The organism is Streptomyces sp. AJS327 (genome assembly GCF_013450295.1).
Lineage (GTDB): Bacteria > Actinomycetota > Actinomycetes > Streptomycetales > Streptomycetaceae > Streptomyces.
Genome location: NZ_SKBR01000002.1, coordinates 55841 through 78085, shown reverse-complemented (window position 1 = coordinate 78085; position 22245 = coordinate 55841). Strand labels below are relative to the sequence as shown.

General features: G+C 71.7%; 2 protein-coding genes. Both read right to left on the bottom strand.

What is annotated here, in order from left to right:
• Positions 1-26: 26 nt before the first annotated feature.
• The gene (locus E0L36_RS10270) at positions 27-10826 is read right to left on the bottom strand and encodes a type I polyketide synthase (protein WP_180928724.1); all 10800 of its coding nucleotides are present in this window, start codon (positions 10824-10826) and stop codon (positions 27-29) included.
• 43 nt (positions 10827-10869) lie between these two features.
• A complete protein-coding gene (locus tag E0L36_RS10265; protein ID WP_180928723.1) occupies positions 10870-22236 on the bottom strand; it encodes a type I polyketide synthase in 11367 nt (3788 codons plus the stop codon).
• Positions 22237-22245: the final 9 nt, after the last annotated feature.

The following is a 22245-nucleotide window of genomic DNA, read 5'->3' as shown; positions in this document are numbered from 1 at the left end:
GCCGGGGCCCCCACGACGTCCCGCGCCTAGCCGGCCTCGGGCCGGGGCGGTTCGGGCAGCCAGGCGTCGACGGCCGCGGCGGTGGTGGCGGCGCCGGTCTCCATCATGGAGAAGTGGTTCCCGGGCACCTCCCGCGTGGTGTTCGGCAGCGGCCACGTCAGGCGCCAGCCGTCGCCGGAGACGGTGTCGGTCACCGGCTCCTCGGGGCGGAGGAACAGCGTGGGCGTGCGCACCGGCGCGGGCGCCCAGTCGTCGAACATCTGCAGGTAGGCGCCCATCGCGGTGAGCCGGGCGCTGTCGAGCCGCCCGACCGTGGACTCGTTGTCGAACATCATGTCCGTCAGCGCGTCCTGTACCTCAGCGAAGGCCGCGCTGCCCGGCAGGTAGGTGTCGATCAGCACGGTGCCGGCCGGCGGTGTCCCCCGGGACTCCAGCCGGGCGGTCACCGCGTGCGCGAGCCAGCCGCCCGCCGAGTGCCCGACGAGGACGAACGGCCGCCCCTCGGCGCACCCCGTGGCGAGGTCGGCGTGCAGGTCGACCACGGCGTCCACGTCCGCCGGGACCGGCTCGTCCGCGCCGAACCCGGGCACCGGCAGGAACCACGCGTCCCGCCGCCCCTGGAACGCCGCACCGAAGCGGGCGTACTGGTAGACGCTGGACAGCGCGGTGATGGTGGACAGACAGACCAGCACGGGCCCGCCGGAGCCACGGGACAGGCGCACCGGCCGGGGCGGCCGCTCCAGGTCGGCGGGGGAGGCGAAGGTGTCCCGCAGCCGGGACGCCGCGACGAGCAGGTCCAGCGCCTCGTGGACCCGCCGCCGCTGGCAGGCCAGCCGGTACAGCGCCTCGATACCGTCGGGCGCCCCGCCCTCCGCCGCCGGGGCGGGCGAACCGCCACCGGTGGTGCCGGTGTCGGTTCCGGTGGCGGGTTCCGGTTCCGGCGCGGCCGCCAGTTCGGCGTCCAGGTGCGCCGCCAGCGCCAGCGGCGTCTCGTGGTCGAAGACGAGCGTCGCGGGCAACCGCAGTTCCGTCGCGGCCTGGAGCCGGTTCCGCAGTTCGACGGCGGTCAGCGAGTCGAAGCCCAGTTCCCCGAACGGGCCGTCGGTGGGCACCTCCTCCGCGTCGGCGTGGCCGAGCACGGCGGCGGTAGCGGTGCGGACCAGCCGCACCAGCACCTCCTCCCGCTCGGCGGGCGAGCGACCCGCCATCTCCCGCCGCACGGTGGCCTCCACGGCGGCCGGGCCGCGCGGCGCCCGCTGCCCGGGCGCCCCCACCAGGGTGCCGAGCAGCGGCGGCACCGCCCCCTCGGCGGCCCGGGCGCGCAGCGTCGCCAGGTCGACGCGGGCGCCGAGCAGCGTCGCCTCGGCGTGCCCGAGCGCCGCGTCCAGGAGCGCCAGCCCGTCCTCGGTGCCGAGGGGAGCCAGACCGGCGCTGACCATGCGGCGCAGGTCCGCCTCGGACAGGTGGCCGGTCATGCCGGTGCGTTCCCCCCACAGGCCCCAGGCGAGGGACAGCGCGGGCAGTCCGGCGGCCCGCCGGTGCCGGGCCAGACCGTCCAGCACGGCGTTGGCCGCCGCGTAGTTGCCCTGTCCGGGGCTGCCGAGCACGGCGGCCGCCGAGGAGAACAGCACGAAGGCGGCCAGCGGCCGGTCGCGGGTCAGCTCGTGCAGGTGGAGCGCGCCGTCGGCCTTCGCCCGCAGGACCCGGGCCAGCTGCTCCGCCGTCATGGAGGTGAGGACGGCGTCGTCCAGCGCCCCGGCGGCGTGGATGACCGCGCTGAGCGGCCGGTCCTCCGGGATGCCGTCCAGGACCCGGCGCAGCGCCTCCCGGTCGGCGGTGTCGCAGGCCACCAGGGTGGCCTCGCAGCCCAGTTCGGCGAGTTCCGCGCGGAGTCCGGGGGCTCCGGGGGCGTTCTCGCCGCTGCGGCTGAGGAGCAGCAGGTGCCGCACGCCGTGCGTGGCGGCGAGGTGCCGGGCGACGTGCCCGCCGAGCGTTCCGGTACCGCCGGTGACCAGGACGGTGCCGGTGAGCGGTGCGGCCGGTGCGGCCGGTGCGGGCAGGCGGGCGAGCCGGGGTTCGAGCACGGCCCCGGCGCGCACGGTGAGTTGGGGCGCGCCGCTGGCGACGGCCTCGACGAGCGCCCGTGGCAGCACGTCGCCGTCCAGGTCGAGCAGGGTGAAGCGGCCGGGGTGCTCGGCCTGCGCCGAGCGGTACAGCCCCCAGACGGCGGCGGCGGTGGGGTCGGCCGTGTCCGCGCCCCGGGTGGTGACGACCAGCCGCGTGGCGGCGAACCGCTCCTCGTCCAACCAGGCGCGCAGCAGGGTCAGTTGGTGGACCATCGCCTCGTGCACGTCGGCCACGGTGGGCGGCGCTGGCCGGGCGGGCGTCCCGGGGGCGAGCAACACCACCGCGGGCACCGCGCCGTCGGCGTACGCCGAGCGCAGCGCGGGCAGGTCGGGATGGGCCGTGGCTCCGGCTCCCCCGGCGGTGAGCCGTGCGCACAGCTCCTGCGCCCCAGCGCCGACGACCGCCCAGTCTCCACCCTGGGGCGCCACGTCGTGGCCGGTCGTCTCCCGCCAGTCGATCCGGAACAGCCCGCCGCCGGAGGCCCGTAGCCCCCGGGTGGACAGCGGGCGGAACTCCAGCGAGCCGGCGGACAGCACCGGGGCGCCGGTGTCGTCCGTCGCGGTGACGGCGATACCGCCGCCCGCCCGCTTCAGCCGCACCCGCAGGGCGCTGGCGCCGGGGCGGTGCAGGCTGAGACCAGTCCAGGCGAACGGCAGCCGCACCTCGGCGTCCGGGTCGGCGGGGGCGTCCCCGGCGGTCGCGGCCAGGCCGACCGCCTGCACCCCGGCGTCGAGCAGCGCCGGATGGAGCCCGAACCGGGCCGCCTCGGGGGCGAGTTGCTCGGGCAGCTGGACCTCGGCGAAGGTCTCGTCGCCACGGAGCCACACCCGCCGCACCCCACGGAAGGCGGGGCCGTAGCCGTAGCCGAGGGCGGCGAGCCGGTCGTAGCCGCCGGTGAGGTCGACGGGGGTGGCGCCCTCCGGCGGCCAGACGGTCTCCGTGTCGGCGCCGGGGACGGCGGTGGCGGCGAGCGTGCCGGTGGCGTGGCGGGTCCACACCGGGCCGTCGGCGTCGTCGTCCGCCCGGGAGTGGACGGTGAGTTCGCGGCGCCCCACTGCGTCGGGCGGTCCCACCCGCAACTGGAGGCGGCGTTCGGTGTCCTCCGGGACGACCAGCGGCGCCTGGAGGGTGAGTTCCTCCACCGCCGGGTGGCCGCAGCTGGCCCCGGCCCAGAGCGCGAGGTCGACGAACGCCGTGCCGGGAAGCAGCGTCACCCCGGACACCTGATGGTCGGTCAACCACGGCTGGATACGCGGGTGGACGCTGCCGGTGAGCACCAACTCGCCGCTCTCCGCGAGGTCGACGGCGGCGCCGAGCAGCGGATGGTCCGCCGCGTCCACCCCGGCCGCGGCGACGTCCCCGGCGCCGGACGGGGCGGGGGTCGGTACCCAGTACCGCTGCCGCTGGAAGGCGTACGTGGGCAGGGCCACCGGCCGCACCGCGCGCCCGGCGAACGCGGGGCGCCAGTCGACCCGCACCCCACTGACGTGGGCCTCGCCGAGCGAGGCGTGGAACCGGTCGAGGCCGCCCTCGTCACGGCGGAGCGTTCCCACCGCGACCGCGTCAGTGTCGGCCTCGCCCGCCGTGTCGAGCACCCCGGCGGTCAGCACCGGATGCGGGCTCAACTCGACGAAGGCGCGGTGCCCTTGGCCGAGCAGACACCCGACGGCCTCGTCCAGCCGCACGGTGTGCCGCAGGTTCCGGAACCAGTAGTCGGCGTCCAGCGTCGAGGTGTCGAGGCGTTCCCCGGTCACCGAGGACACGAACGGCACGCTGGACGGGCGGGGTTCGACGCCGCCCAGCCGGGCGAGGAGCGGTTCACGGAGCGTCTCCACCTGCCGGGAGTGCGAGGCGTACCCGACGGGGACACGCCGCGCCCGCACCCCGGCGGTGGCGCACTCCTCCTCCATCCGGCCCAGACCGTCGACCGGACCGGACACCACCACCGCGCGGGGCCCGTTGACCGCGGCGATCTCCAACTCCCCGCCCCACCCGGCCAGTCGCTCTCCGACCCACGCGGCGGACGCGGCGACCGAGGTCATCCCTCCGCCGCCGGTGAGGTCCGCCAGCATCCGGCTGCGCAGCGCCACGACCCGCGCCGCGTCGGCGAGGGACAGCGCGCCCGCCACGTGGGCGGCGGCGATCTCCCCCTGGCTGTGGCCGACCACGGCGGCCGGGCGGACGCCGTACGCCCGCCAGAGTTCGGCCAGCGACACCATCATCGCGAACAGCGCGGGCTGCACCACGTCCACCCGGTCCAGCGAGGGCGCGCCGGGGGCGCCACGGAGCACCTCCGGCAGCGACCAGTCGACGTGCGGGGCCAGCGCCGCGGCGCACGCCTCCACGCTGTCGCGGAACACCGGTGCGGTGTCCAGGAGTCGGGCGGCCATCCCGTCCCACTGCGCCCCCTGCCCGGGGAAGACGAACACCGGGCGCTCCCCCGAGTCGGCCCGGCCGCGCACCACGTGCGGGGACTGCTCCCCGGCGGCCAAGGCGTCGATTCCGGCGAGGAGTTCGACGGTGCTGGCGCCGTTCACGACCGCGCGGTGGGTGAAGAGCGACCGCGTGGTCACCAGGGCGTGCCCCACGTCGGCCGGGTGTGCGGCGGGGCCGTGGCGCAGCCGCCGCCGGAGACGTCCGGCCTGGTCGCGCAGGGCCGCCTCGGACTTCGCGGAGAGCACCCACGGCGGAACGGCACGCGCGGCCACCCCGTCGGCCGCGAACTCCGTGGCGTCCGGGGAGTTTTGGGCCACGTCGGCCATCTCCCGCCCGTCGGCGCTCGGTTCGACGGCCGACTGGACGGACCCGGGTACGCGGCCCGGGAGTTCGGCACCGGGACGTTCGGGCCCGGAAGGCTCCTCGCCCGGCGGATCGTCGGGCGCCTCCTCCAGGATGGCGTGCGCGTTGGTGCCGCTCATCCCGAACGAGGAGACCCCGGCCCGGCGCGGGCGGTCACCGCGCCGCCACGGCAACGGCTCGGTGAGCAGCCGCACCTCGCCGTCGGACCAGTCCACGTGCGGGGACGGCCGGTCGGCGTGGAGCGTACGGGGCAGCAACTCGGCGCCCAGCGCCATCACCATCTTGATCACACCCGCCACACCGGCCGCTGCCTGGGTGTGGCCGATGTTGGACTTCAGCGACCCCAGCCACAGCGGACGGCCGTCGGACCGCTCCCGGCCGTAGGTGGCCTGGAGGGCCTGCGCCTCGATCGGGTCGCCCAGCGTGGTGCCGGTGCCGTGCGCCTCCACCGCGTCGACCTCGGCCGGCCCCACCCCGGCGTTCGCCAACGCCTGCCGGATGACGCGCTGTTGGGACGGGCCGTTCGGCGCCGTCAGACCGTTCGACGCACCGTCCTGGTTAACAGCCGAACCACGCACCACCGCCAGCACGGGGTGCCCGTTGCGCCGCGCGTCCGAGAGCCGTTCCAGCAGCAGCATGCCGACGCCCTCGGCCATGCCCATCCCGTCCGCCTCGGCGGAGAACGCCTTGCACCGCCCGTCGGCGGCCAGCCCCCGCTGCCGGGCGAAGGTCAGCAGCGAACCCGGCGTCGACATCACGGTGACGCCGCCGGTCAGCGCCAGGGAACACTCCCCCTGCCGCAGCGCCCGCGCGGCCCAGTGCATCGCCACCAGCGAGGACGAACAGGCCGTGTCCACCGAGACGGCGGGCCCCTCCAGCCCGAAGGCGTAGGCGACCCGGCCGGAGACGACGCTCGCCGCGTTGCCGGTGCCGAGGTAGCCCTCCATACCGTCCCCGGCCGCCATCAACAGCGGTGCGTAATCCTGCCCGTTGGTGCCGACGAAGACACCGGTGTCGCTGCCCCGCACCTCCTGGGGCGCGATACCCGCCCGCTCGAACGCCTCCCAGGAGGTCTCCAGCAGCAGCCGCTGCTGCGGGTCCATCGCGACCGCCTCACGCGGGCTGATCTCGAAGAACCCGGCGTCGAACTCCCCGGCGCCGTGCAGGAATCCACCGCCCCGCGCGTACACCGTCCCGGCCCGGTCCGGGTCCTCGTCGTAGAGCCCGGTAACGTCCCAGCCCCGGTCGGTGGGGAACGGCGTAACGGCGTCGACGCCGTCCGCGACCACCTGCCACAGCTCCTCCGGCGAGCCGACCCGGCCGGGAAAACGGCAGCTCATCCCGACGATGGCGACCGGCTCGTCGACGACCTCCCGGGCGGGAGGCGCGGCACCCGCCACCTCGTCGGCCCGCCCGGGCGCCAGCTCCTCGCGCAGCAGCTCCGCCACCGCCGCCGGGGTGGGGTGGTCGAAGATCAGCGTGGCGGGGAGCCGGACTCCGGTCGCCGAGGACAGCCGGTTCCGCAGTTCCACCGCGGTCACCGAGTCCATGCCCAGCTCCCGGAACGCCTTCAGCGAACCGACGCCGTCCGGCCCGGAGTAGCCCAGTACGGCCGCCGTGGCCGCCCGCACCTCCGCCAGCACGATCTCGTCGTACTCCTCCGGCGCGGCGTCGGCCAGCGCCCGCGCCACCCGCGAGACCTCCCGCGCCCTCGGGTCCTCCTCGGCCTCGGCGTCCAGCACCCGCCGCGCCTCCGCGAGGTCACCGATCAGCGGCCGGGGCCCGGCCGCCGTGAACGCCGGGACGAAACGCTCCCAGTGCACCCGCGCCAGCACCACCGCCGCCTCGCCCAGCGCCAGCAGACCGGGCAACCCCGCGAGTGCCACCTCGGGATCGGTCACCGGCACCCCCTGCCCACGCAGGGCCTCCACCAGTTCGGGCTCGCCCTCCCATGGGCTGACGGCGACGGCGGTGACCGGACGACCTGCCGCCCGCTCCCGCTCGGCCAACGCGTCGAGCCACGCCCCGGACGCCGCCAGCGCCCCGTGCAGACCACTGCCCCAGACCCCCGCGACGGAGGAGAGCAACACCAGCGGGGTGTCCGGATGGTCGGCGCGCAGCACCTCCGCCAGCGCGGCCGCACCCACGCACCTCTCCCCCATCACCCGCTCCACATGGGCGGGTTCGCTCTCCCGCACCGGCGCCAACTCGGTCACGCCCGCGGCGTGCACGACGACGGACAGCGGCGCCTCCCCGGCGGCCTCCCGGAGTATCCCGCGCAACGCCTCCGGATCGGTCACCTCCCCCGGCAGTGTGACGGCGGGTGTGCCCAGCTCCGTCAACTCCGCGCACAGTTCAGCCGATTCACCGCCGACAAGGACCAGCCGCTCAGCGCCACGGGCCGCCACCCACCGCGCCAGCTGGGCACCCTGACCCTCGGTTCCGCCGGTCACCACCACCGTTCCCGCCGACGGCCAGCCCACCGCCGACGCGCCCGGCTCCTCCACGGACAACAGCCGACGGCCGAAGGCGCCCTCGGCGCGGACCGCCACCTGGTCCTCACCGCCGTCCCGGGTGAGGTGAGCCGTCACCCGGGCCACCACCCCCTCGTCGACGGCGTCCGGCAGGTCGACCAGACCGCCCCACCGGTCCGGGTGCTCCAGTGCGAAGCACCTCCCCCAGCCCCAGAGCCCCGCCGCCGTCGGGTCGTTGACCACATCCCCGCCCCCGACACCGACGGCGCCCGAGGTCAGCTGCCACAGCCGGGCCTCGCACGACACGGCACCCACCGCGCGCAGCAGCCCGACGGCCGCCTCCCCGTCCAGCAACGAGACCATCCCGACGGGCCGTTCGGCCGGAACGACCCCGTCCAGCACTCGCGCCAGCTCCTCCGGTCCCACCCGTCCCGTGGGCACGGCGACGACCCGCGCCGAACCGGATTCCTCGCCCAACGCGGCGGCCAGCGCGATCACTTCGGGCGCCCCGGACCGCCCCTCCGCGCAGACCAGCAACCAGTCAGTGATCCTCGGCGGCCCCGTACGCTCCGGCTCGGGCAGCGGCTTCCAGCCGATCCGGTACCGCCCGACCGGGTTCCGCGTGGCGGACGCCGGTCCGTCGAGCCAGTAGCGCTGGCGCTGGAACGCGTACGTGGGTAGAGCGACCGGCGCCGCCTTCGGCAGCACCCGCGACCACTCCACCGGCAACCCCACCGTCCAAGCCGCACCCAGACTCCTCAGCAACTGTTCCGGTTCGGGCTGGTCACGGCGCAGGGTGTGCAACACCCGCGCGTCCGAGTCCGCCAACACCCCCGACAAGGCCAGCCCCAACACCGGATGCGGACCCACCTCCAAAAACACCCCATGCCCCAGAGCGTGTGCCGCCCGCACCGCCTCCGCGAACAACACCGGCTCCCGCAGATTCCGGTACCAGTAGTCGCCGTCCAACTCCCCCGTGGCAGCGGGCCGTCCGGTCACGCTGGAGACCAACACCGGCCCCTCGAACACGCCGCCATCCGCAGCCATGACCGCGGCCTGGTCGACGACCGGCGCCAACTCGCGCCGCAACTCTTCCTCGATGGCCTCCACCTGCGCGTGATGCGAGGCATAGTCCACCTCGATCAACCGAGCGCGTACGCCCGTCTCCTCCGCCCGGGCACACACCTGCGCCACCTGCGACGGCGGGCCGCTGACGACCACCTGCCCCGGAGCGTTGATCGCCGCCACCGAGACCCCCTCCGGCAGCAGGTCCTCCACCTCCGCCACATCCAGACCGATCGAGGCCATCGCACCCCCACCCGCCAACCCCCGCAACGCACGCGACCGCAACGCCACCACCCGCGCCCCATCCTCCACACTCAACCGACCCGCCACCACCGCCGCCGCGATCTCACCCTGCGAATGCCCCACCACCACATCCCCCACCACACCCACACCCCGCCACACCTCAGCCAACGACACCATCACCGCCCACAACACCGGCTGCACCACATCCACCCGCCCCAACCACCCCTCATCAACCCCCAACAACACCTCACGCAACGACCACCCCACAAACGGCTCCAACGCCCGCTCACACTCCACCAACCGCCCCACAAACACCGACCCAAGAACAGAACCCGCACCCGCACCCGACCCCGACTCCGCCGCCTCCAACAACCCACGACCCATCCCCAACCACTGACCACCCTGCCCCGGAAACACCAACACCGCCCCCGACAACGACCCCACAGCCACCGACTGCCCCTCACCCGCCACCCCATCCAACCCCGCCAACAACTCCTCCACACCCGACCCCACCACCACAGCACGATTCTCCAACCCCGCACGCCCCACCAACCCCGCAGCCACACCCGCCACATCAACCCGCTCACCCGCCGCCACACGCTCCCGCACAAACCCCGCCAACCGCGCAGCCTGACCCCGCAACCCCACACCCCCACGACCCGACACCACCCACGACACCAACCCCAACTCCCCCACCACAGAAGCCGACCCCACCCCGGCGGGCCTCACCGACTCCGGCGGCTCCTCCAAAATCACATGCGCGTTCGTCCCACTCACACCAAACGACGACACCCCCGCACGACGGGGGTGCCCTTCCCCCCGCCACGGCACCGCCTCGGTGAGCAGCCGCACCTCACCCGTCGACCAGTCCACGTGCGGCGAGGGCTCGTCCACGTGCAGGGTCACCGGCAACCGCTCGTGCCGCAGCGCCATCACCATCTTGATGACGCCCGCCACACCAGCAGCCGCCTGCGTATGACCGATGTTCGACTTCACCGAACCCAGCCACAACGGACGGTCCTCCGGGCGGTTCTGCCCGTAAGTGGCCAGCAGTGCCTGAGCCTCGATCGGGTCACCGAGGCTGGTGCCGGTCCCGTGCGCCTCCACCACATCCACCTGTTTCGCGGAGACCCGCGCGTTCCGCAGCGCCTGCCGGATCACCCGCTCCTGCGACGGGCCGTTGGGCGCGGTCAGACCGTTGGACGCGCCATCCTGGTTGACCGCCGAACCCCGCATCACCGCCAGCACGTTGTGCCCGTTGGCCACGGCGTCCGGCAACCGTTCCAGCAGCAGCAGGCCGACGCCCTCGCCCCAGCCCGTGCCGTCCGCCGCCGACGCGAACGGCTTGCACAGCCCGTCCGGCGCCAGGCCACGCTGCCTGCTGAACTCCACGAACGTGCCCGGGCTGGACATGACCGTGGCGCCACCGGCCACCGCGAGCGCGCACTCGCCCGACCGCAGGGCCTGCGCGGCCAGGTGCATCGCCACCAGCGACGAGGAACACGCGGTGTCGATCGTGACGGCCGGGCCCTCCAGCCCCAGCGTGTACGCGATCCGCCCGGACGCGACGGCCGCCGCGCTGCCGGTCAGCAGGTACCCCTCCACACCGGGCGGCGCCTCGGCCGTCGTGATTCCGTACCCCGAGGTGGAGGTGCCGACGAACGTGCCGACGGGACGGCCAGCCACCGAGAGCGGGTCGATGCCCGCATGCTCGAACACCTCCCAGGAGAGTTCGAGCAACTGCCGCTGCTGCGGGTCCATCGCCAGCGCCTCACGCGGGCTGATCCCGAAGAACTCCGCGTCGAACTCCCCGGCGTCCGCGAGGAATCCGCCCGCACGCGCGTACGAGGTCCCGGTCTGCTCGGGGTCCGGGTCGTAGAGGCCGTCCACGTCCCATCCCCGATCGCGCGGGAACGGGGTGATGGCGTCCCGTTCCCCGGCCACCAGGTCCCACAACCGGTCGGGGGAGTCCACGCCGCCGGGAAACCGGCAGCTCATCCCGACGATGGCGATCGGCTCCGGTTCGGCGGCCCGCGCCTCCTCCAACCGCCTGCGGGTCTGCCGCAGATCGGCCGTCACCTTCTTCAGGTAATCCCGCAGCTTCTGCTCATCTGTCATCCGGAACCACTCCTCGTGCGCGGCGGGCAGGCGGCCGTACGTGTCACTGCCTGCCGAGCTCTTCGTCAATCAGGTCGAACATCTCGTCATCGGTGGCGGCGGCCAGGTCGTCGTCATCCCCCTCCGCCGCGGCCGGCCGGCCCCCCGCGGTGTCCCGCCAGCTCCACATGAGGTCCTCCAGCCGGGCGGTGATCTCCTCGCGCAGATCAGCGGAGTCCGGGGCCTCCGCCAGCGCGGCCTCCAGCCGGTCCAGACCGTCGATGATGGGAGATGAGCCCGCTCCGTCGTCCGGCCGCAGCGCCTCCCACAGGTGGTCGGCGAGCGCGGTGGGAGTGGGGAAGTCGAAGACCACCGTGGCGCGCAGCGAAAGGCCGGTGGCGGCACCGAGCCGGTTACGTACCTCCACACCGGTCAGCGAGTCGAACCCCAGCTCCTTGAACGGCTTCCGGTCCCCGATGGCGTCCGTGGTCTCGTGCCCGAGAACGGCCGCGGTGTGCTCCCGCACCGTGGACAGCAGCAACCGCCGCTGGTCATCCGGAGCCAGTTCACGCAGCCGCTCCGTCAGTGACACCGACGGCGCCCTGACTTCCTCCCGTCGGGACACGCTCCGCGTCGAACGGGCCGGTCCCCCGAGATGTGCCAGCAGGGGATGCGCGTGCCGGTGGCCCGGCGCCAGCGGCAGCGGCACCGCGTGCGCGCGACCGCCGAACCGCCCCGCCTCGTCCAGCAGGCGCAGGCCCTGCTCGGTGCTGATCGGCACCATCCCCGACCGGGCCACCCGGGCCAGGTCCGCCTCCGTGAGGTGACCGCTGATGGCGCTGGGCTGGGCCCACAAGCCCCACGAGAGGGACTGCGCCACCATCCCGTGCGCCCGGCGGTACTCGGCCAGCGCGTCCAGGAAGGTGTTCGCCGCCGCGTAGTTGGCCTGCCCCGGCGACCCCAGCACCCCGGACGCGGACGAGAACAGCACGAACATCGCCAGGTCGGCGTCGTGGGTCAACTCATGCAGATGCCACGCCGCGTCGGCCTTCGCCGCCATCACCCGCTCCACCCGTTCCGGCGTCAGCGAGTCCAGGACCCCGTCGTCGGCGATCCCCGCCGCGTGCACCACCCCGGTGAGCGGGTGCTCCGCGTCGACCTGCGCCAGGACGCCCGCCACCTCCGCGCGGTGCGCGAGGTCGGCCGCCACGATGCGTACCTCGGCGCCCAACTCACCCAGTCGCTCGCGGAGTTCGTCAGCTCCTGACGCCCGCGGTCCACTCCGTCCGGCGAGCAGCAGACGCCGCACCCCGTGCTCGGTCACCAGATGCTCGGCGACCAGCGCCCCCAGCGATCCGGTGCCGCCGGTCACCAGGACGGTGCCCTCCGGGTCGAGCGGCACGGGCACACGGAGAACGACCTTTCCGGTGTGCCGGGCCTGGCGGACGTGTCCGAAGGCGGACCGTGCCCGGCGTACGTCCCACACCGTCAACGGCAGCAGCCGCACGTCGCCGTCCCGGAACATCGTCAGCAGCTCGCCCAACATCACGCCGATCCGGGCCGGTTCCGGCTCGGACAGGTCGAAGGTGCGGTAGGTGACGCCGGTCGGCAGGGACGTCCCGTCCCGGACGTCGGTCTTGCCCATCTCGATGAACCGACCGCCACGCGGCAGCAGTTCGAGCGACGCGTCAATGAACTCCCCCGCCAGGGAGTTCAGCACCACATCCACCCCCTGCTCCTCCGTCACCTCGGCGAACCGCCCAACGAAGTCCAGATCACGCGACGAGGCGATGTGATCCTCCGCCACCCCCAACGCCCGCAACGTCCCCCACTTACTCGGATGCGCCGTCGCGAACACCTCCGCCCCCAGACACCGCGCCACCTGAACCGCCGCCATCCCCACACCACCCGCACCCGCATGCACCAACACCCGCTCACCCGCCCGCAGACCCGCCAGATCACACAACGCGTACCGAGCCGTGAGGAAGGCGATGGGCACGGAGGCGGCCTCCTGGAACGCCCACCCCTCGGGCATACGGACCACCATGCGCGCGTCCGCCACCGTGGTGTCCCCGAACGAGTCGGGCATCAGGCCCATCACCCGGTCCCCGACGGCCAGTTCGGCAACACCCGAACCGACCTCGGTCACCACCCCGGCGCCCTCGCCACCGATCACCGCAGCCCCGGGGTACATCCCCAACGCGATAAGCACGTCCCGGAAGTTGAGTCCTGCGGCGCGCACCGCCACCCGCACCATGCCCGCGCCCAGCGGTTCACCGGCCGACTCCTGCTCCACGAGCGACAGTTCCTCAAGGGTTCCGCTCGACCCGGCCGTCAGCCGCCACCCCTCACCGGGCACCGTCATGTCGTCATCACCGTTGACCGGTTCCAGGCGCGGAGTCAGCAACACCCCGTCCCGCCGGGCGAACTGGGTGGCCGCAGTTCCGGAAAGCGCAGACAGCACGGCGGGCCACTCCTCCCCGGCCACCTCGGCGTCAACGTCCAGCAGCACCAAGCGGTCCGGGTGCTCCGACTGGGCCGACCGAACCAGCCCCCACACCCCCGCCGCCGACACGTCGACGTCCCGGTCATCCTCTCCGGTCGCCACCGCGCCCCGCGTCAGCACCACCAACCGCCGTCCAACCAGCGTCGGTTCCTCCAGGAAGGAGCGCACCTGCCCCAACACCCAGGCGGTCAGCGCACGCGCCCGCTCCGGAACCGACCCGTCCCCGCTGGCACGGCAGGGCAGCACCACCCACTCCGGCTCGGCCGCGCCCTCGCCAGCCACCCCCGACAGGGCGGCGACGTCCGGTTCAGCCAGCACGTACCCAGCCGCCCCATCCGCCCGCGCCTCCGAAGCGTCAGCACCGGCGACCCCCGCCCACCGCAGGTGCAGTAGGCCACCGGCCAGCGGCGCCGCCCCCGCCAGATCGGCATGACTGACCGGCCGGAAGACGAGGGAGTCGATGGTGACAACCGGCTGCCCGCTCGGATCAACAGCCTCCACACATACCCCATCGGACCCCTGACGCCGCAGCCGCGCGTGCAGCGTCCGCGCACCAGACCGATAGACAGTCACACCACTGAACGCGAACGGCATCCCACCCTCGAACTCAGCGACCTCCCCGTCACCATCGGCGGTGACGGCCAACGCATGCAACACCGCGTCCAACAACGCCGGATGCACCACATAACCCGCCGGATCATCCGGCAACACCACCTCCGCGAACACATCCCACCCATCCCGCCACACCCCCCGCAACCCCCGAAACACCGGACCATAATCAAACCCACCCCCAGCCAACCGATCATAGATCCCCTCAACAGCCACCACCTCACCCGACGGCGGCCACCCCCACTCCGGCACAAACCCCTCCGCACTGACGGGAGTCGGCGCGAGCACACCCGTCGCATGCAACGTCCACACCTCACCCCCACCCGGCGAGCCACTACTGACTCCACTGCTGGACCCGCCGCTGGTACTGGTGCTGGGCCCGCCGCTGGTACTGGTACTGGTTGCGGTATCGGGACGGGAGTAGACACTCACCCCACGCCGACCCTCCCCATCCGCATCCTCCACCACCACCTGCACCACCACACCCCGCGCACCCTCACCCTCAGACACCACCAACGGCGCCCGCAACATCAACTCCTCCACACACCCACACCCCACCTCACCCCCCACATACGCCACCACATCCACAAACGCCGTCCCCGGCACCACCACCACACCACCCACACCATGATCAACCAACCACGACTGCCCCACCACCGACAAACCACCCACCCACACCACACCCCCACCAGCCAACGACACCCGCGCACCCAACACCCCATGCCCCCCACCCACCAACCCCCACCCCGACAACCCCGAAACCCCAGACCCCACAACCCCATCCACCCAAAAACGCCGCCGCTGGAAGGCGTACGTCGGCAACTCCACCGACCCCGCACCCCGGGGCAGAAGCCGCCGCCAATCCACCCCCACCCCATGAACATGCAGCCGAGCCAAACCAGTCAACACCCCCGCCACCTGGTCCCGCCCACGACGCATGAACACCGCCGACACCTCCCCCTCACACCCACCCAACACCGCCGTCAACGCCGGCTGCGGACCCACCTCAGCCCACACCCGCACACCCAACCCCCGCGCCACCCCCACCGCATCACCAAACCGCACCGGCCGACACGCATGCTCCACCCAATACGCCACACCACCAAAATCCGAACCCACCACCCCACCCGACACCGTCGAAACCACAGGAATCCGCCCCGGACCAAACGACAAACCCTCAATCCGCTGAGCGAACTCCTCCAAAATCGGGTCCATCAACGGAGTATGAAAAGCGTGACTAACCGGCAACCACCGCGTCCGAAACCCCTCACCCGACAACACCCCCACCACACCACCAACCGCCTCCGCCTCCCCCGCCAACACCACCGCCTCCGGACCATTCACAGCAGCTACCCACACACCCTCCAACCCCTCAACCCGCCCCTCAACCTCCGCCACCGACGCCGCCACCGAAACCATCACCCCACCCGACGCCAACCCCTGCATCAAAACCCCCCGCGCACACACCAACCGCACCGCATCCGACAAACTCAACACACCCGACGCCACAGCCGCACTGACCTCCCCCACCGAATGCCCAATCAACACATCCGGACACACCCCACACTCCTCCAACACACGCCACAACCCCACCTCCAACGCCACCAACCCCACCTGCGCAAACACCGTCTCCCCCAACAACCCCTCACCCACACCGCCCCCACCATCCCCACCCACACCGCCCTGACCGTCCCCGCCCACACCGTCCTGACCGTCCTCGCCGAACAACACCGGACGCAACGGCCCAGGCAACAACCCATCCGCCACCTCACACACCTCATCCACCACACCCGCGAACACACCAAACCGCCCATACAACTCCGCACCCATCCCCACAAACTGCGACCCCTGCCCCGTAAACAACACCGCCAACTTCCCACCCACAGACGAACCCACAACCACACCCTCACCAGCAGCCGACGCCCCACCCTCAACCACCGCATCCAACCCCGACAACAACCCCTCCACACCAGAACCCACCACCACAGCCCGATCCTCCAACCCCGCACGACCCACCAACCCCGCAGCCACACCCGCCACATCAACCCGCTCACCCGCCGCCACACACTCCCGCACAAACCCCGCCAACCGCGCAGCCTGACCCCGCAACCCCACACCCCCACGACCCGACACCACCCACGGCACCAACCCATCCAACTCCCCCACCACAAGCCCAGAAACAACGTCAGAACCCGAACCGGACTCCACGACCTCAGCGGACTCCTCCGACACCGGAGCCTCTTCCAAAATCACGTGCGCGTTCGTCCCACTCACACCAAACGACGACACACCCGCACGACGCACCCGCGAGTCCGACACCTCCCACGGCACCGACTCCGTCAACAACCGCACCTCACCCGCCGACCAATCCACATGCGGCGACGGCTCATCCACATGCAACGTCGCGGGAAGGCTCCCATGCCGCAGCGCCATCACCATCTTGATCACACCCGCCACACCAGCAGCCGCCTGCGTATGACCGATATTCGACTTCACCGACCCCAACCACAACGGACGGTTCTCGGGACGGTCCTGCCCGTAGGTGGCCAGCAGGGCCTGGGCCTCGATCGGATCACCCAGCGTGGTGCCGGTGCCGTGCGCCTCTACCACGTCGACCTCGCCCACGCCCAGCCCGGCGTTCGCCAACGCCTGCCGGATGACGCGCTGTTGGGACGGACCGTTCGGCGCCGTCAGACCGTTCGACGCACCGTCCTGATTGACCGCCGAACCCCGCACCACCGCCAACACCTCATGACCGTTGGCCACCGCGTCCGACAACCGCTCCAGCAGCAGAACACCGACGCCCTCACCCCACCCCGTACCATCCGCCGCCGACGCGAACGGCTTACACCGACCATCAGGCGCCAACCCCCGCTGACGACTGAACTCCACAAACGCACCCGGAGTCGACATCACCGTCACCCCACCCGCCACCGCCAACGAACACTCCCCCGACCGCAACGCCTGCGCCGCCAAATGCAACGACACCAACGACGACGAACACGCCGTATCCACCGTCACCGCCGGACCCTCAAGCCCAAACACATACGCCAAACGACCCGACACCACACTCGCCGCGTTCCCCGTCGCGAGGTATCCCTCGGCGGCGATTCCGGCATCGCCCATCAGGGAGACGTAGTCCTGACCGTTCGTGCCGACGAACACACCGGTCGGGCTGGTCCGCAGGGACTCCGGATCGATGTGCGCGCGCTCCAGCACCTCCCACGTCGCCTCCAACAGCAACCGCTGCTGCGGGTCCATCGCCAGTGCCTCACGCGGGCTGATTCCGAAGAACTCCGCGTCGAACTCATCGGCGTCGTGCAGGAAGTTGCCCGTGGTGGCGTAGCTGGTGCCCGGGCGGTCCGGGTCCTCGTCGAACAGCGCCGCCAGGTCCCAACCCCGGTTGGTCGGGAATTCGGTCATCGTGTCCTGACCAGCCGCGACCAACTGCCACAGGTCCTCGGGCGAACCCACCTCCCCGGGGAAGCGGCAGCTCATCCCCACGATGACGATGGGATCCTCGTGAACCGCGGCGCTGGAGGCAGACAACGCCGTTGCAGGTGACGTGTGTTGGGCGAATATGGTCGACCACAGCTGTTCGGCCAGACCGATCGGCGTGGGATGGTCGAAGAGCAGCGTGGCGGGCAGCCGGAGCCCCGTCACCGTGTGCAGACGGTCCCGCAGCTCGATGGCGGTCAGCGAGTCGAACCCGAGGTCACGGAAGGCCCGGTTCTCGTGAATGTCCGACGCGTGGGAGTGGCCGAGCACCTCCGCCGCCGCCACGCGCACCACGTCGAGCAGTTCGCGTCGCTGTTCCGACTCGTCAAGTGACCTCAGTTTCACGACGAGTTCGGAGTCGTTGTCCTGGTGCTCGGTGTCGTCGGACTGGTCCGCCGCCAGCGCCTCGCGCGCCGCCGCGATCTCGTCGAACAGTCGGTTGCGGCGAGCCATCAGGTACGTCGGCGCGAAGCGGGCCCAGTCGACGTCCGCGACGATGGCCGTGGTCTCGCCTCGTTCCACGACCTGTTGAAGCGCGGCCAACGCCCGGTCGACCGGCATCGTGGCGATGCCACGGCGGCTCAGCTGGACTGCGGCGTCCCCCTCCGCCATGCCGTCGCCCGCCCAGGCCCCCCAGGCAACCGAGGTCGCGACCAGCCCGCGGGCACGGCGGTGCTGGGCCACCCCGTCGAGGAAGGCGTTCGCCGCCGCGTACGCGCCCTGCCCACCACTGCCCCAGATTCCCGCGATCGAGGAGAACAGCACGAACGCGTCGAGCGGTTCGGCACCGAACAGTTCGTCCAGGTTCAGGGCCCCACGAGCCTTCGCCGCCATGGTCTCTCGGAACTCCCCTGACGGCACCTCCGTCAGGGCTCCCGTCCAGCCCAGCCCGGCCGCGTGGACCACGACCCGGATATCCGCCCCGTCGGCGCGTATCTGCCGTACCACGGCGTCGAGTTGCTCGCGGTCCGCCACATCACAAGCGGCGACGGTCACGCGTGCTCCCGCCTCGGTGAGTTCGTCACGCAGGGCGGTCGCCTGCGGCGCGTCCGGACCGCGGCGTCCGAGCAACACGACGTGTTCCACGCCCTGTTCCACCAGCCATCGTGCGATGTGCCCACCAAGTGCCCCGGTACCGCCGGTGATCAGTGCGGTGCCTCGCGGCTGCCAGGACGCGGGTGTTTGTGCGTCGGAACCCGCCGGGCGAATCCGGCGCGCGAACATCCCCGTGGGACGGACCGCTACCTGGTCCTCACGATCCGCACCCGCGACGAGACGGCAGACCCGGTCGTACGCGGTGTCATCCGCCGACACCGGAAGGTCGACCAACCCGCCCCACACGGACGGGAGTTCCAGCGCGGCCACGCGACCCATGCCCCAAACCAGCGCACCCGCGGGATCAGCGACGGGGTCATCGTCGGCCATGCTCACCGCCTGCTGGGTCAGGCACCACAGCGGTACGTCGGCAGCGGCCCCGTCCAGCGCCCTAATGAGGGCGACGGTGTCGGTCACCGTCTCCAGCAGTCGGTCCGGTGAGACCTCCTCCCGTGCTCCGTCCACCAGCGCCAGGCAGGAGATCGCTCCCCGCACAGGCGGCGCGTCAGCGCACGCCTCGGCCAGACGGGCCGCGAACTCCTCCGGCGATCCCCCGACCGGCAGCGAGACCACGACGGGGTGCCCCCCGGCACGGCACACGGCCGCGACTATGTCGGAAGCGTCATCACCGTCCCGCGTGACCACCGCCCATGTGCCGCCCATCGAGGCCGTGTTGGGGCCGGGTATCGACTTCCAGGCAACGTGGTACCGCCAGCCCTCCAGAGTCCGGCGCTCCTGATGGGTGCGTCGCCACGCCGAGAGCGCGGGAAGCACCTCGGTCAGAGAGGTGTGCTCGTCAAGTCCCAGCGTTGCCAGGTCGTTCCGCTCGACCGCCTCCCAGAACACGGCGCTGTCGGCGTCAACCCCCGTCTCCGTCCCCGTACTTGCAAGCGCATCCAGCCAGTACCGGCGCCGCTGGAAGGCGTACGTCGGCAACTCCACCGACCCCGCACCCCGGGGCAGGAGCCGCCGCCAATCCACCCCCACCCCATGAACATGCAGCCGGGCCAAACCAGTCAGCACCCCCGCCACCTGGTCCCGCCCACGACGCATGAACACCGCCGACACCTCCCCCTCACACCCACCCAACACCGCCGTCAACGCCGGCTGCGGACCCACCTCAGCCCACACCCGCACACCCAACCCCCGCGCCACCCCCACCGCATCACCAAACCGCACCGGCCGACACGCATGCTCCACCCAATACGCCACACCACCAAAATCCGAACCCACCACCCCACCCGACACCGTCGAAACCACAGGAATCCGCCCCGGACCAAACGACAAACCCTCAATCCGCTGAGCGAACTCCTCCAAAATCGGGTCCATCAACGGAGTATGAAAAGCGTGACTAACCGGCAACCACCGCGTCCGAAACCCCTCACCCGACAACACCCCCACCACACCACCAACCGCCTCCGCCTCCCCCGCCAACACCACCGCCTCCGGACCATTCACAGCAGCTACCCACACACCCTCCAACCCCTCAACCCGCCCCTCAACCTCCGCCACCGACGCCGCCACCGAAACCATCACCCCACCCGACGCCAACCCCTGCATCAAAACCCCCCGCGCACACACCAACCGCACCGCATCCGACAAACTCAACACACCCGACGCCACAGCCGCACTGACCTCCCCCACCGAATGCCCAATCAACACATCCGGACACACCCCACACTCCTCCAACACACGCCACAACCCCACCTCCAACGCCACCAACCCCACCTGCGCAAACACCGTCTCCCCCAACAACCCCTCACCCACACCGCCCCCACCCACACCGTCCTCGCCGTCCTGGCCGTCCTGGCCGTCCTGGCCGTCCTGGCCGTCCTGGCCGAACAACACCGGACGCAACGGCCCAGGCAACAACCCATCCGCCACCTCACACACCTCATCCACCACACCCGCGAACACACCAAACCGCCCATACAACTCCGCACCCATCCCCACAAACTGCGACCCCTGCCCCGTAAACAACACCGCCAACTTCCCACCCACAGACGAACCCACAACCACACCCTCAACCCCAACACTCGAAGCTGACACCCCGCCCTCAGCCACCGCATCCAACCCCGACAACAACCCCTCCACACCAGACCCCACCACCACAGCACGATCCTCCAACCCCGCACGACCCACCAACCCCGCAGCCACACCCGCCACATCAACCCGCTCACCCGCCGCAACACACTCCCGCACAAACCCCGCCAACCGCGCCGCCTGACCCCGCAACCCCACACCCCCACGACCCGACACCACCCACGGCACCGCCACCGGCCCACAAGCGAGATCGACACCAGACTCGGAACCAGAACCAGATTTCTCTGCCTCAGCGGACTCCTCCGACACCGGAGCCTCTTCCAAAATCACGTGCGCGTTCGTCCCACTCACACCAAACGACGAGACGCCCGCACGACGGGCCCGCCCCTCGCTCTCCCAAGGCACCGGCTCCGTCAGCAGACGCACTCCGCCCGACGACCAGTCCACATGCGGTGACGGTTCATCCACATGCAGTGTCGCGGGAAGGCTCCCGTGCCGCATCGCCATCACCATCTTGATGACGCCCGCCACGCCCGCCGCTGACTGCGTGTGACCGATGTTGGACTTCACCGAACCCAGCCACAGCGGACGTTCCCCCGCGCGGTCCTGCCCGTAGGTCGCCAGCAGGGCCTGGGCCTCGATCGGATCACCCAGCGTGGTGCCGGTGCCGTGCGCCTCGACGACGTCCACTTCGCCCACGCCCAGCCCGGCGTTCGCCAACGCCTGTCGGATGACGCGCTGTTGGGACGGACCGTTCGGCGCCGTCAGACCATTCGACGCACCGTCCTGGTTGACCGCCGTACCCCGCACCACCGCCAACACCTCATGACCGTTGGCCACCGCGTCCGACAACCGCTCCAGCAGCAGAACACCGACGCCCTCACCCCACCCCGTACCATCCGCCGCCGACGCGAACGGCTTACACCGACCATCAGGCGCCAACCCCCGCTGACGACTGAACTCCACAAACGCACCCGGAGTCGACATCACCGTCACCCCACCCGCCACCGCCAACGAACACTCCCCCGACCGCAACGCCTGCGCCGCCAAATGCAACGACACCAACGACGACGAACACGCCGTATCCACCGTCACCGCCGGACCCTCAAGCCCAAACACATACGCCAAACGACCCGACACCACACTCCCGGTGGAGCCGGTCAGGAAGTAGCCGTCGGAGGTGTCCGCGGTGCTGCCGTACCCCTGGAAGCCAGCGCCCACGAAGACACCGGTCGAACTGCCGTGGAGCGCGGTCAGGTTGAGGCCCGCGCGTTCGAACAGCTCCCATACCGACTCCAGCAACAGCCGCTGCTGCGGGTCCATGCTGATCGCCTCGCGGGGGCTGATACCGAACAGTTCGGCATCGAAGTCAGCGACGTCCTCCACGAATCCGCCCTCGCGGGCGTATGTCCTGCCCGGTCGGCCCGGCTCAGGGTCGTACAGCTCATCGACCGCCCAGCCGCGGTCCGTTGGGAACGTCGTGATGGCGTCCGTTCCGTTGGCCACCAGCCGCCACAGGTCCTCGGGGGACTCGACACCGCCCGGCAGTCGACAGCTCATCCCCACGATGGCGATCGGCTCGTGCTCACCGGACTCGTACCGAAGGAGCCGTTCGCGGGTCTGCTTCAGCTCACCGGTCACGCGCTTGAGGTAGTCGAAAAGCTTGTCCTGGTCTGTCATCACAATCTC